The sequence below is a fragment of the Bacillus sp. AFS040349 genome, from assembly GCF_002577655.1.
Lineage (GTDB): Bacteria > Bacillota > Bacilli > Bacillales > Bacillaceae > Metabacillus.
Map to the genome: position 1 here is coordinate 37,402 of NZ_NUMC01000066.1, position 13,907 is coordinate 51,308.

At 32.9% G+C, this 13,907-nt stretch carries 13 protein-coding genes; 9 read left to right on the plus strand and 4 right to left on the minus strand.

From position 1 onward, the window contains the following. Window positions 1-24 precede the first annotated feature (24 nt). The 3 genes from COD11_RS15205 (at window position 25) to COD11_RS15215 (ending at window position 3,118) form a co-directional block, all read left to right on the plus strand. Window positions 25-654: a DedA family protein gene (locus COD11_RS15205; RefSeq protein WP_331275807.1), complete on the plus strand. Its 630-nt coding sequence runs from the start codon at window positions 25-27 to the stop codon at window positions 652-654. Window positions 655-1,232: 578 nt separating this feature from the next. Beyond that, window positions 1,233-1,979: an RNA polymerase sigma factor SigI gene (gene sigI / locus COD11_RS15210; RefSeq protein WP_098797751.1), complete on the plus strand. Its 747-nt coding sequence runs from the start codon at window positions 1,233-1,235 to the stop codon at window positions 1,977-1,979. Next, window positions 1,976-3,118: an anti-sigma-I factor RsgI family protein gene (locus COD11_RS15215; protein ID WP_098797752.1), complete on the plus strand. Its 1,143-nt coding sequence runs from the start codon at window positions 1,976-1,978 to the stop codon at window positions 3,116-3,118. Before sigI ends, COD11_RS15215 begins: the two co-directional genes overlap by 4 nt. 33 nt (window positions 3,119-3,151) lie before the next feature. On the opposite strand, the gene COD11_RS15220 is transcribed toward COD11_RS15215, so the two are convergent. Further along, the gene (locus tag COD11_RS15220; protein WP_098797753.1) at window positions 3,152-3,352 is read right to left on the minus strand and encodes an alpha/beta-type small acid-soluble spore protein; all 201 of its coding nucleotides are present in this window, start codon (window positions 3,350-3,352) and stop codon (window positions 3,152-3,154) included. A 179-nt stretch (window positions 3,353-3,531) separates the two neighbouring features. Continuing rightward, entirely contained in the window at window positions 3,532-4,215 is a 684-nt protein-coding gene (locus COD11_RS15225; protein ID WP_098797754.1) for a DUF1836 domain-containing protein, read from the minus strand. Window positions 4,216-4,422: 207 nt separating this feature from the next. Between COD11_RS15225 and htpX the strand changes: the two genes are divergently transcribed. The 4 genes from htpX (at window position 4,423) to COD11_RS15245 (ending at window position 7,442) form a co-directional block, all read left to right on the plus strand. Beyond that, the gene (htpX, locus tag COD11_RS15230; protein ID WP_098797755.1) at window positions 4,423-5,301 is read left to right on the plus strand and encodes a protease HtpX; all 879 of its coding nucleotides are present in this window, start codon (window positions 4,423-4,425) and stop codon (window positions 5,299-5,301) included. A gap of 234 nt (window positions 5,302-5,535) precedes the next feature. Continuing rightward, a complete protein-coding gene (locus tag COD11_RS15235; RefSeq protein ID WP_098797756.1) occupies window positions 5,536-6,882 on the plus strand; it encodes a TrkH family potassium uptake protein in 1,347 nt (448 codons plus the stop codon). Between the two features lie 225 nt (window positions 6,883-7,107). Then, window positions 7,108-7,260 carry a hypothetical protein gene (locus COD11_RS26910; protein WP_098797757.1) on the plus strand — a complete coding sequence of 51 codons (153 nt, stop codon included), beginning with the start codon at window positions 7,108-7,110 and terminating at the stop codon, window positions 7,258-7,260. 2 nt (window positions 7,261-7,262) lie between these two features. Next, window positions 7,263-7,442: a hypothetical protein gene (locus tag COD11_RS15245; RefSeq protein ID WP_098797758.1), complete on the plus strand. Its 180-nt coding sequence runs from the start codon at window positions 7,263-7,265 to the stop codon at window positions 7,440-7,442. Between the two features lie 32 nt (window positions 7,443-7,474). Here the strand turns inward: COD11_RS15245 and COD11_RS15250 are convergent, their stop codons facing one another. Both COD11_RS15250 and COD11_RS15255 read right to left on the minus strand, forming a co-directional pair. After that, on the minus strand, window positions 7,475-9,241 hold the full coding sequence (locus tag COD11_RS15250; RefSeq protein WP_098797759.1) for a B12-binding domain-containing radical SAM protein: 1,767 nt from the start codon (window positions 9,239-9,241) through the stop codon (window positions 7,475-7,477). A 219-nt stretch (window positions 9,242-9,460) separates the two neighbouring features. Next, a complete protein-coding gene (locus COD11_RS15255) occupies window positions 9,461-10,471 on the minus strand; it encodes an acyltransferase family protein (protein WP_098797760.1) in 1,011 nt (336 codons plus the stop codon). 457 nt (window positions 10,472-10,928) lie between these two features. Here COD11_RS15255 and COD11_RS15260 point away from each other — a divergent pair, with 457 nt between their 5' ends. Next, complete coding sequence (locus tag COD11_RS15260; RefSeq protein WP_269217425.1) at window positions 10,929-13,118, plus strand: PAS domain-containing sensor histidine kinase; 2,190 nt, start codon at window positions 10,929-10,931, stop codon at window positions 13,116-13,118. A gap of 27 nt (window positions 13,119-13,145) precedes the next feature. Beyond that, window positions 13,146-13,637, plus strand: coding sequence for a methylated-DNA--[protein]-cysteine S-methyltransferase (locus COD11_RS15265; RefSeq protein WP_098797761.1), 492 nt, complete (start codon window positions 13,146-13,148; stop codon window positions 13,635-13,637). Window positions 13,638-13,907: the final 270 nt, after the last annotated feature.

Here is a 13,907-nt window from a genome sequence, read left to right on the forward strand (position 1 = left end):
ACAACTTATTGGAAAATAGGTGATATAGTGGAAGAATTAATTCTTTCTATACTTGAACAGTTTAAAGAACTTTCTTATTTTGGAATTATGCTGGCATTAACGATTGAATTTGTACCAGCTGAGTTAGTACTACCTCTTGCTGGTTATTGGGTTTATGAAGGTGATATGACATTATGGGGGACTGTTCTTGCAGGGACAGTAGGTGGAACGTTCGGGCCATTGACTCTTTATGCTGTTGGAAGATATGGTGGACGACCATTTATCCTTAAGTTTGGAAAATACTTTTTCATTAATGAAGAAAAGCTAACTAAAGCAGATGAATTTTTTGAGAGGAATGGTGCAATGGTTGCTTTTACAGCAAGATTCTTACCTGGAGTAAGAACGTTGATCTCCATTCCATGTGGTATGGCAAAAATGAATGTTTGGGTTTTCTCTATCTATACGTTTGCTGCAATGCTGCCGATTACTTTTATTTATGTTTATCTCGGATTAAAGCTAGGCGAAAATTGGAAGAACGTAGGTGAGCTTGCAAACCAATATATCCTTCCTGCCGGTATAGCAGTTCTCGTTATATTCGTTGCTTATAAATTAATTACTCGTAAAAAAAAGAAAACTTATAGTGAACAACATAAAACAGCTTCAAAAAAACATTAGAATAGATTGACTATAAAATTCAACGGCATTGTTGCCATGATCGGAATTTAAATATGCTCAGGAAGACCTTTGCCTACATTGGCAAGGGTCTTTTTTGTTGTCTCAATTGTAAACAAGGGTAAATAATAGAATTTAATTAATAAATGAGTGTCACGAAAACCTTGAAAATAATTATTCAATATGTCAAATGTGTAACAAATTATAGGTCTTAAATCCTTAAAATGAAAAAAAACTATAAAATTTAATTTCTACACCCTTAAGTTAAAAAAAGAATTCGAAACTATGTATTGAAACGAAAAAACACTAAGTAGGATTTGGTGAAACCGCATTGCATCAAATGAAATACATGTGTAATTTATTGGAAATCGGCGATTTCTCTGAAAAAAAGTTCATATGATCTGCTAAAATGCATTTATAGTCTGATTTAATATCAATAGGTCTAAAGTAATTTGTTTTGTAACAATTGACTTTCTTTTGTAGAAATTCAGAAAGATAGTTTCATATATCTTCCTTTGCGGTCCCTCTATAATTTAGCTATTATAGACAAAGTAATATAGGGGAAACAGAGGTGAACCGCCATGCTTAGCCTTTTGTTTAGACTAGGTAAGAAAAAGCGAACATTAGAAGAAACGGTTCTCCTAATTCAAAAAGGAGACCTTCAATTACAAAATGAATTAATTGAACAATATAAGCCATTTGTTGCTAAAACAGTATCATCTGTTTGTAAAAGATATATTAGTGAAAATGATGATGAATTTAGTATAGGTTTAATTGCGTTTAATGATGCTATTGAAAAGTATTCTACAGATAAAGGAAGCTCTCTGTTAGCATTTGCAGAATTAGTTATAAAGAGAAAAGTGATTGATTACATTCGGAAGGAAGCTCGTAATCCTTACACGGTTAACTTAGATCTGCAAGAGCACGAAGAAGGAGAGTATTCTCAAAGTAAAATTGAATCAGATTTATCAATTGATGAGTACACGAAGGCAATTGAACAAGAGCATCGAAAAGAAGAGATTATATTTTTTCAACACTGTTTAAACGATTTTAATTTAACCTTTGCTGAAATATTAGATCAATCACCAAAGCATTTTGATGCACGTCAAAATGCCATCATGGTTGCAAAGGAAGTCGTCAAGGATGATGACCTACGACATCACCTTTTTACTAAAAAACAACTTCCGGTTAAGCAACTAGAAGCAAAAGTAGCAGTAAGCCGTAAGACAATTGAGAGAAACAGAAAATACATCATTGCAATGGCCATCATCCTTTCAGGGAATTTCGTCTATTTAAAAGATTATATTAAAGGGGTGCTAGATTCATGAAAAAGGGAGTCGTCGTAGAATATAGTGATGACTTTGTTACGTTGCTCACCCCGGATGGGCAATTTTTAAAAGCTAAGAATAATGAAGGTGTCTATGAATTAGGTGAAGAAATATCTTTTTTTCCTGTAGTGGATAAACGTGAAGAAGTTATCAGAAAGAGAAAAAGAAATCACATCCTCAGCTATTTTAGTACTCGTATGGCTAAGGCAGGGGCTATATCAGCAATTGCTATCATATTTTTTATGATCAGTTTTCTTCCATTTTTTCAAAATGATCAGGTATATGCCTATATGTCTATTGATATAAACCCTAGTTTTGAAGTGGGTGTTGATGATCAACTAAATGTGATTTCTTTAGAACCACTAAATGACGAGGCTAACAAGCTAATGAAAAAGGTTTCGGACTGGGAGAATAAACCTTTTGATGAGATTGTTGATCGGATCGTTGGTGAATGTAAATTAGAAGGGTACGTTTATCCTGGTAAGGAAATTGTTATAACGACAGTGGTTAATGAAGAAGATAAAAAGGCGCAAAATAAGCTTCAAGAGGATATTAGTAAAATCCAATCTTCGTATGAAGAAGACCAGATGATTGTTAAAACAATTGAAGCTGATCAAGAAACTAGAGAAAAAGCTCAAAAACAAGGGGTTTCGACTGGTAAATATATTGAATTAACTGAAAAAGAGGTAAAACCAGTTAAGGAGAAAGAGACAACACCAGTGGAACAAAACAATACTCCTTCAACCCAAGAAAAAGAAGATACAACAACTACTGATCCAGTAAAACAGGAAACTTCAACAACAGTTGAAGAAAATCAACAAACAAAAAATGAACTAAATTCAAAAGCAAAAGAAAAGTTAAATGAAGTGAAAAATGAGTTAAAAGGGCAGAAAAACGAACAAAAACAAAATAAAGGCAATCAAGTAAGTAACAATAATCGTGACAAACAAAAACAGAAAAACAACAATCGACATAATCAAGATAACGTTGACGATGATCGTGATAATCGAAAAGACAGAAAAGATAGAGATCATAATGATGATGATCGGCATAAAAGATGGAACTCGAATAGAGATAAAGATAAAGATCGAGATGATCGTGAAGAAAGAAAAAGAAACAACAACCGCGATGATGATTAAGGCTGATCCAAATGGACCAGCCTCTTTGCCATATTATTCAGTTCTTTGTCCGTTTAGTTGTGATTGTGCTTGTGCAACTAAACGCTTAGTAATTTCGCCACCAACAGATCCGTTTGCACGGGAAACTGTATCTGAACCTAGGTTTACACCAAATTCATTTGCAATTTCATATTTAATTTGATCCAGAGCTTGCTCAATCCCTGGTACAAGTAACTTATTGCTGCTTCTAGCCATTTGGAACACTCCTTTAGATGATTGTTCTAAGCTGATAAAGTATTCGATTTTTCAGCCTTACTCATAAGGTATCTTTCATTGTTAGTTTCTATACTGGAAAAGTTTAGACTAACTTGATGACTTTTTTATAGGTAAATTATTTCTTACTCCTAATGAATTAATATACATGAGCTTCACGATTAATTGTGTCTTTCATTCAAATATACTTGTGCTCTTGTTTGTAAATGAGAAGCTGTTACTGCTAAAACAGTTGTTACAAGAATTCGTTCGATCGTTTTCCACTGACTTTCAGTAAGTTCACTAAATTTCTTTGGTATTGCATTTACTTCTTCTACTATTTGTTGTTCCAGTGTTTGACCTCTAAGTGGGAGTTTTTCCAGTTTCTCAAGAATTGTTCCATACATTTCATAAAACATAATCGGGCTGATTAAATCATCGCTTCGATCTGAAAGAGTGTTAAAAACTTCTGTAAGGACCTTTCGAATTTTTTCGAAGTCAAATACATATTTTAAATCTTTTACAATCAATAGCATAGCTGCTTGGTCAATTGAATATTTTTTACCAAGTTCAGGAGGCCCGATTAACTCTTTAACATCTCTTTTAATCCAGTTTTGAATGGATGTTGATTTTAAAGATGTTAATTCACATAAATTTGCTAGTGACACAATTTCATTTGTAGATAAGCCAAACTCCTGTAAATTTCGCCGTTTACTAGCTTTTATTAAAAAGGCGGGAATATGTATATCAATTGGAGAAGTAAAGTTTGATGCTTTTTCTATAATAAGTAAAGGAGGCTGTTTGGACTCGCCTTTAAGTGAATATAATAATGCTGTCATTTCTTTACGTGTTAATTGTATAGTCATCTTGACACCTCTTTTTTAGTGGTCTCATCGGAAAGTATAATGTGATTTCATTTTAAAAACCTGTGGACATACCTCGATGTTAAATATGTAACAAATTAGTGAACAATTTGTAAAGTGTAAATAAGTATCTTGCTTTTACACATAAAAGTTTCTATAATTTTATTATAGTATAAGTTCATGTGAACTTGAAATTATTTGGAGGTATTTATGGCTAAAAGAATTTTTCTATTTCTTTTATCAAATATTCTAGTCATTACAACGATTGGAATTGTTTTATCACTCTTTAACGTTTCTCCCTATCAAAATGTAAATGGTAATTTAGATTTGGTTAGTCTTTTAATTTTTAGTGCTGTGGTAGGTTTTACTGGAGCATTCGTATCACTTGCCATTTCTAGATGGATGGCTAAAATGATGATGGGTGTCAAAGTAATTAACCCTGAGGGCCAACTATCGCCTTATGAAAGAGATCTTGTTGAAAGAGTGTATCGATTGTCTCGAGCTGCTGGTTTAACAAAGATGCCTCAAGTTGGTATTTATCAATCACCTGAAGTAAATGCTTTTGCGACAGGACCTTCAAAGCGACGTTCTTTGGTGGCTGTATCAACGGGACTTCTTCAGGAAATGGATGATGATGCAATTGAAGGTGTATTAGCTCATGAGGTGGCTCACATCGCCAATGGTGATATGGTTACAATGACGTTGCTACAAGGAATTGTCAATACGTTCGTTGTATTCTTTGCACGTATTGCTGCATGGGTAGCCTCTCGTTTTGTACGAGAAGACCTGGCACCAATTGTTCATTTTGTTGCAGTGATCATTTTCCAGATTGTATTCTCCATTTTGGGAAGCCTGGTTGTTTTCGCATTCTCTAGATATCGTGAATATCATGCTGATCGTGGTGGAGCTGACTTAGCTGGCAAGGATAAAATGATACACGCGTTAAGATCTTTAAAACATTATACTCAACGAGTTAGAGATGACCAAGCATCTTTATCAACTTTAAAAATAAATAGTAAAAAAGGGATGTCATTATTCTCAACACATCCCGATCTTGATGATCGTATAAGTCGATTAGAAGCTAAATAAATTTAAAAAAAGAATGACAATGGAAGTGCCGTTGTCATTTTTTTTTTGTACGATTTGAATCTATTTATTTTTATTGGATGAATTTGTGAAAAACAAATGCTTTGTTATTAGTGCTTGAAGATAAAGCGAGTTTTTCTAATAAAGCACTTTTCATTTAATCGTTTTTTCTTTATGATTATAGGACTTAGTTTTTTATATAGGAAATTGTTTTTGCAGGATAGGAATGAAGAATGAATGAATAAATTAAAACTTCGAATACAATCTTTAACCCCGGTACAATTAATTGTTTCATATTACTTTTTAGCTGTTACAGTTTCTGTTCTTTTATTAAGTTTGCCTGTGGCACATAAACCTGGTGTTGAGTTTGCTTTTATCGACAGGCTCTTTACTGCTGTTAGTGCAGTTAGTGTAACAGGTTTAACTGTAATGTCTACTGCAGATACATTTAGTGTACCTGGTATTTTTATATTAGCCTTTGTTTTACAATTTGGTGGGATAGGCATTATGACACTAGGAACATTTGTATGGCTTATTGTGGGAAAGAAAATAGGGCTAAAAGAACGCCAGCTAATCATGACTGACCAAAATCAATCCAACTTATCTGGTATCGTAAATTTAATTCGGCAAATTATTGTACTCATTCTTATTATTGAATTAATTGGAGCATTAATTTTAGGAACTTATTTCTTAAAATACTATCCAACATGGCAGGAAGCATATCTGCATGGATTTTTCACTTCGATTAGTGCAACAACAAATGGTGGCTTTGATATTACTGGTCAATCTTTAATCCCCTATGCTGATGATTATTTTATTCAGTTTATTGTGATGATTTTAATCATTTTGGGTGCAATTGGTTTTCCGGTATTAATTGAAGTGAAAGATTTTCTTTTTAATAAAAGTCAACGATTTCGTTTTACGTTGTTTACCAAAATAACATCCATTACCTTTTTTGCTTTAATTTTGGTGGGCACAATTACAATTGCTGCTCTTGAGTATGCTTATTTTTTTAAAGGAAAAGAATGGCATGAAACGTTTTTTTACTCTCTATTTCAATCAACAGCAACCAGAAGTGGTGGTTTAGCAACAATGGACGTTAGTATGTTTACAGATACGACGATTTTAGTTATGTGTGCGTTAATGTTCATTGGGGCATCTCCAAGCTCAGTTGGAGGGGGAATTCGAACGACAACATTTGCTTTAAATCTTTTATTTCTTTTTCATTTTGCAAGAGGAAATAAGTCAATTAAGATTTTTAAAAGGGAGCTTTATGAGGAAGATTTAATGAAGTCAGTCGTAGTGACAATGATGGCATTTCTAATTTGTTTTTTTGCCCTTGTCATATTAACGATAACAGAGCCTTTCGATTTTATTAAAATATTATTTGAAGTTTGTTCAGCATTTGGTACAACAGGACTATCGATGGGAATCACACCTGAATTAAGCTCAATTGGTAAAATTGTTATTATGATCTTAATGTTTATCGGTAGAATTGGTATACTTACGTTTTTGTATCTTTTAGGAACAAAGGAAAGGAAAGCAAATTATCATTATCCAAAAGAGCGAGTAATCATTGGATAAATTGCGAAGGATTGATGCATTGAGCATCAATCCTTTTTGAATTTTCCTTTATAGTTTAGCTAATCATTGTTATAGCTTACATCTTTATCGGGATTATGGAAGGCATTGGCGTTAAACATATTTTCCGTTTTCTACCTATGATAGAAATGAGAACTTCAGGTAAAAGTAAAAAAGTAACATAATAACAAAGCTTAGATAAAAGCTTAAAATATGAGGTGATTCGTTTTGAAAAGAAAAGCGTTTAGAAATCAAGCTACAAAAAATAATTTTACCCCTACTGAAAGCCTACCCGATACTGAATTTGCAGAAATTAACGATGATCAGGATCTGATGAAGGGTGCAAACCGTAACTCTAAACAAGGAAAGCAAGGGAAGTAAAGATGACAAAAAAGAAAAATATGAAAAGTAAAGATATGCAAAATCATAAGAAACCGATGGAGACTGACATATTACAAGAAGAATTTGGTCAAGAAACTGGTGATGTTAACGCATCAAAGCTTTATGAGGCAATAGCAGGAAACGAAAAAAAAGAGAAAAAAAAAGGTGAACAAAAAAAATAAAATAAAAAGTGAGAGATAAAAAATCTCTCACTTTAGCTAACCATTGTATCAAGCTCACTTGAAAGTACTGTATAAACAGTTGTTTTAGAATGAATAGCATCATAATGAACAATTACAAAAGAGTTTTCATTTTTAATTTTACCCGTCTTCAAGTAATGATCTAAATTAAACGGCAAAGTTTCTAGTACAGTATGCTTAAATAAATCCTTTTCAGAGAACTGTTTTTTAGCAAATTCTTCTCCTAATAGAAGAGGGTTTTCTAGTACTGAGTGATAAATCTTACTTCTTTCTTGCTTTGATAATGTGTCACTCCACCATGGCTTACGAGGTTTATAATTTTGGTTCCGTAAATAATCAAACTTCATAAAACCGCTGGCAATTGTTAAATCGCTTCTCTTAATGCTTCCGAGGAAATCATATAAGTGTTTGAATAAATCTTCAAGTTGATGACCAATTCTTGTCCATCCTTTTTTATCCCAATATGTTCCGAAATCTTGAAAGAAGTCAAATGGTGTTGAGAAAAGATGTGTTACTAAATATTCAATTGTTTCATCCATTCGATGGTCATTCCAGTATTTTTCCAATACATCTTCAACTTGTTTAATTTTCGTAATATCTTCAAAGGAAAGAACATTGTTTTTAAGAATTTCATAAGGAGAATGATCCATATATACATATCCATGATGTTCAGCTCGAAGTCGTAATCCTGTGCCTCTAAGCATTTTTAAGAAACCAAGTTGAAGCTCTTCAGGACGAAGTTCAAATACATCATTAAATGTTTTCTTAAAGGAATCATAATTTTCCTCAGGCAGACCAGCGATTAAATCAAGATGCTGATCAATTTTTCCGCCTTCTTTTACCATTGTCACAGTTCTCGTTAGCTTATTAAAGTTTTGCTTTCTCATAACAAGTTCGTTTGTAGCATCATTTGTTGACTGAACACCTATTTCAAAACGGAACAAACCTTTTAGAGCATGATCATTCAAGAATTGAATTACTTCTGGTCTCATGATGTCTGCTGTAATCTCAAACTGAAAAACAGTACCTGGTTTATGCTCATCAATAAGAAATTGAAACATTTCCATTGCATAGCTACGACTTATATTGAAGGTACGATCAACAAATTTTATTGTTTTGGCACCATTCTCCATAAGAAAGCGAATATCTTCTTTCACTTTTTCACGATCAAAATAACGAACTCCAACTTCAATGGAGGAGAGGCAAAATTGGCAGCTAAATGGACAACCACGACTAGTTTCGATATATGTTACGCGTTTTGAAAGGTGTTGTAGATCTTCTTCAAAACGAAATGGAGAAGGTAGAACCTTTAGGTCAAGTTTATTACGTTGCGGTTTAATCTGCACCTTGCTTTCCTCACGGTAAGCTATCCCACTTACATTTTCAAAGTTTTGATCCCCACTCAATTCATCCAGTAGCTGTTTGAATGATTGCTCTCCCTCACCAATGATAATGAAATCAACCTCTGGGATTTTATCCATCCATTCTTTAGTATCGTAAGTAACCTCAGGGCCACCTAAAACAATAATTAAAGAAGGATTGATTTTCTTAAGCATTTTAATCACTTTTATTGTTTCTTCAATATTCCATATATAACAGCTAAAACCGATAACTTCAGGCTTTTTAGCGTGTAAATCTGTTACGATATTCATGGCAGGATCTTTTATTGTGTATTCTGCCAGTTCAACTTCGTATTCAGGTTGTGCATAGGCTTTTAAGTAACGGATTGATAGGCTTGTATGAATATACTTAGCATTAAGCGTTGATAAAACAGTTTTCATTTTCGTATACACCACTTCAATTATTTTTTATACATAAGCTTGTTGTGCTTTTGATACAGTAAAGACAAAGAAAGGGTTAGTTCCCCAATTACATATTGTATCATAAATATTCTTAAAAACGTATATGTGTCATGTGGGCATGTATCCATAGTATGGAAAAGTTCTTTTGAAAACAAACCTAAAAAAGAACAAGCATAATACTTGTTCTTTAGGAAGTGTTTATTTGTTAAGTGACAGGCTCTTTAAGTAATAGTGAATACCTGAAGGCTTTATTTCTATAAAAGGACTAGTTAATTCTTTTATTATCTTAGTTGACAAAATGGATGTAAGGAGAATTGATAATGTTGTTAGCAGAACAATACTTTGAAAATCTCCCATCCAATCTACTGCATCGGTGTTTCTCATGTATTGAATGATAAAACCATGTAACAAATAAACATAGAACGTTCTAGTGCCCCATTCCGTGAAAAAGGTCTGTTTCGTAGGAATCAATGCCAAAAAGCTAAGAGAAGTTACAAGTGTTAAACAGTAAAATCCTAGTCGTATAAATGCACTGCCTATTGATAAATCACCGAATTGTGCATATGACTTTGAACCAAATAGCCATTCATAATCAAAATCAGCAAAGAAATAAGTAATAAAGGTGATAGATAATAGGAAGAATGCGATTCCTCTAACATGTGCCTTTGTTATATAATCAAAATGCTCTCTTTTAAGGTAAAAGCCAATTAAGAATAAGGGGAAGAATACAAATGTTCTAGATAGACTTAAGTAATTGCTTATATCTTCTAAATACCCAACTGAAAGTCCAATAACAAAGGCAATCGCAAGCGACCATCTGGCGGAAAGCTTCGTTGCTCCAAATAAAAACAGATTCCAGAAAAATAAACTAACTAAAAACCATAAAGACCAGTGCGGATCTAGTGGATCAAGCACATTTGCATTCTGTTTCTCAACAAAAAAATAATAAACAGAATAGATTCCCTGAAAAATTAGATAAGGTATTATTAGCTTTTTAGCGATTTTGCTTACATATCCTTTTTTCTTAAACCCTTTTGCGAAATACCCTGAGATAAGGATAAAGGCAGGCATATGGAAGGTATAGACAAATTTATAAATGGTCAACATAATTGGACTTTCATCTATAAATGGCCGGATAACATGACCAAAGACAACTAAAAAAATTAATAAAAACTTTGCATTATCAAAATAGCTAACACGATTTTTCATGCGCTCACCTTTCCTTCAGAAGTTTTAAATCGAAAACTACCCTTCTTTTCCCGATTTTGACATACGTTTAAACGGTACCTTTGTATCATTTTTTATAAAAGTTTCTACTGCAAAATTGAAGCTAGACTCATTTTTAGAAAATATAAGTAACTTCTTAGACATTTGATTTATTAGTTTAGGTGTTGAAAAAACTAAATATTTACTGAAAAAATCCTTACTAAAGTATGTTTCGAATCAATCTGCTTCTTTTTTAGGGACGTAATAAAGCTGTCATCTTTTTGTAAGATAGATGACAGCTTTTTCCTTTAAATGAACAGTATTGTCGAAATACCTTACTATATTACAACCTTCACAGTAAAAAAGAAACATTTTCTATCATTTTGTAGATAGGTGAAGGACAATGCCATAACTTGTAGAATACATGATAGTAGAAAGTTCGTGATTAGGGGTGAAAAGATTGAAGCAAACGATGGAGGATCGCGAAATCGTTGCCTTAAAAGCACAATTGGCTCAAGTAGAAAAAGAGAATGAAATGTTAAAATTTAAATTGCTTCAGCATGAAAATATACTAGAAGGTGCATTGGATGCTGTTGCTATTTTTGATGAAAATATGAGATTTATAGATGTAAACTCCGCCGCGTGTCATATGTTTCAATTGCAGAAAAAAGAGTTATGTAAACGAAATCTCTATGATTTTTTATCTCTTATACCAAGCAATCAAATAAGAGAAGTTATTGATGCTATTTATCAGGATGATCCAATTAGGAAGGAATTAATTGTCAAATTAGATAATGGACAGGTCAAATTTTTGGAAATCTCATTACGTAAAAATGCAATAAACGGCTATGATCTTGCTATGATTAAAGATGTTTCATTTAAGAAAATGCTTGAGCGTGAACGTACAATTAATGAGCAGCTTTTTAAAGATTTATTTCATCGTGCAGTGGATGGAATTGTCATCTTTGATCAAAAAGGTGATTTTATAGATGCGAACGGTTCTTTTTGCTCAAGCTTTGAAATAACGAAAACGCAGTTGAACTCTTTTGGTCTTGAAGATTTTATTGATGAGCAAGAGAAATATAGGCTCGATAACCTGTGGAAGATGCTAAAAGAAAATGGAAGCGCAAAGGGGGAGCTTCCTGTTATCTTAAAAGACGGTAGTAAGAAAATCTTCGAGTTTACAACAACTTCAAACATTATTGATGGCATTTACATGGCCATTATGAGGGACATTACAGAAAAAAGATCTATGGAAATACAGCTGTATAAAAGTGAGGAACGTTTTCGAGAGGTTTTTGAAAATGCGATAGACGCAATTATGATTTGGGATAAGCATGGTCAAATTTTGAAGGTGAACCAGGCAGCAAGCCGTACATTTGAATTAAATGAAGCAGAGCTTGTTCGTCGTAATATATTGGATTTTGTTGATCAAACCTCTCTAAGTTTTCTTAAAGTAAAAAAAGAATACTTTAAAATAGGCGCAATAAGAGAAGAACTTCTTTTTCATATGCCTAATGGACAAAATAAAGAGCTAGAGTTTACTTCTAAAATGGATATACTTGATGGTCATCATTTAACGATTTTTCGGAATGTTAGTGAACGAAAACGAATGGAAAAAATATTAAGGGAAAGTGAACATAAATTTCGAAGTATTTTTGATGGTGCAATGGATGGAATTATTTTATTTAATCATTCTTTTGAAATCATTGAAGCAAATGAAACAGCAAAAAAAATACTAAATTTAAATTCAGAAGATATCAAATCATCTAGAATATGTGATATTCTGTTTTCACATGCTCATGTAGACCCTGACACCAAAACGCTTGAGTCATATGAAGAAAATATACAAGAGATCATGTATATGAATGAAAATGGAATTGAAATGATCTTAGAAATTGCTCTTAAGAATCATATTGATGAAAATATGAATCTGGCTGTTTTTCGTGATGTAACAGAGAAAAGAGAGTTAGAAGAACAACTTAGAAAGTCAGATACATTAAATGTAGTTGGAGAACTAGCAGCGGGTATTGCCCATGAAATTCGCAATCCAATGACTGCATTAAAAGGATTTATTCAGCTGCTAGAGGGAAGTGTTAAAGAGGACTTTTCTATGTATTTTAATGTCATTACATCTGAGCTAAGTAGAATAGAGTCCATCATTACTGAATTTCTAATTTTAGCAAGACCTCAAGCTATTCAGTATTCCAATAAAGATATTGGAACTATAGTAAAAGAAACAATGGAATTGCTAAATGCCCAGGCCATTTTAGTAAATGTCCAGATGAAACTAAATATAGAACAAAACCTGCCATTGCTATTCTGTGAACCAAATCAACTGAAACAAGTTTTTATCAATGTGTTAAAAAATGCGATTGAAGTAATGCCAGATGGAGGCCAAATTGATGTTACAGTTAAACGAAAGAATGAAGACCAGCTATTAATTTCCGTGAGAGACAGGGGATCGGGGATTTCACAGGATAAAATAAAGAGACTAGGTCAACCATTTTACACAACAAAGGAACGTGGAACAGGGCTTGGTTTAATGGTAAGCTATAAAATAATTGAGGAACATCAAGGTCAAGTTGAGGTTGAAAGTGAAGAGGGGAAAGGGACAACATTTCATATTACCCTTCCGATTACACAGTAAAAAATTTAGTGAAGAGGGGATACACAAATGTTTTATACTTATTATGACTCCCCAATTGGTAGACTTACAATTGTATCGACACTTAGGGAAATTACCCACTTATTTTTAACTACAGAACATTTTAAAGATTTTCAAACTGTAAATAAGCTTGTGGATGATCCACAACATCTTATCCTTCGTGAAGCAGTAAAACAGCTTGATGAATATTTTTATGAAGGAAGAGCAAATTTTGACCTACCATTCGAGATAAAAGGCACTGACTTTCAAAAAAAGATTTGGGCTGAGTTACGTCAAATTCCGATAGGACAAGTTTGTAGTTATCAGGACATTGCCATCAAAATTGGTAACAAGAGTGCTGTACGTGCTATTGGGCAAGCAAATAAAGCAAATAGATTGCCAATATTTATTCCATGTCATCGAGTTATAGGGAAGAATCAGAGGCTAACCGGTTATGCTGGAGATAAAAATGATTTGAAAGCTAAGCTTTTAACTCATGAGAATGTTTCATTTAAACATTAATATGGTTTTAAAGGGAACAACTAACTACTTGTCACATTTTTTCCTTTGCAACATATTATTTGAGTAAGAGAAAAAAGTTGTATAAGGTAAAGAAAGGGGCAAGTTATATGTGGAATCAAAGCAAACGTCCAAAAAAAGTTCTCTTTTACACTTCTATATTATCAAAACTTCATATTCTTTCAGAAAAGGAAAAAAACATCTTAATTGAAAAACAAAAAAGAACAAAGCACTAGTGTTAACTAGGCTTTGTTCTCAGCTTGTAGAGAAAGT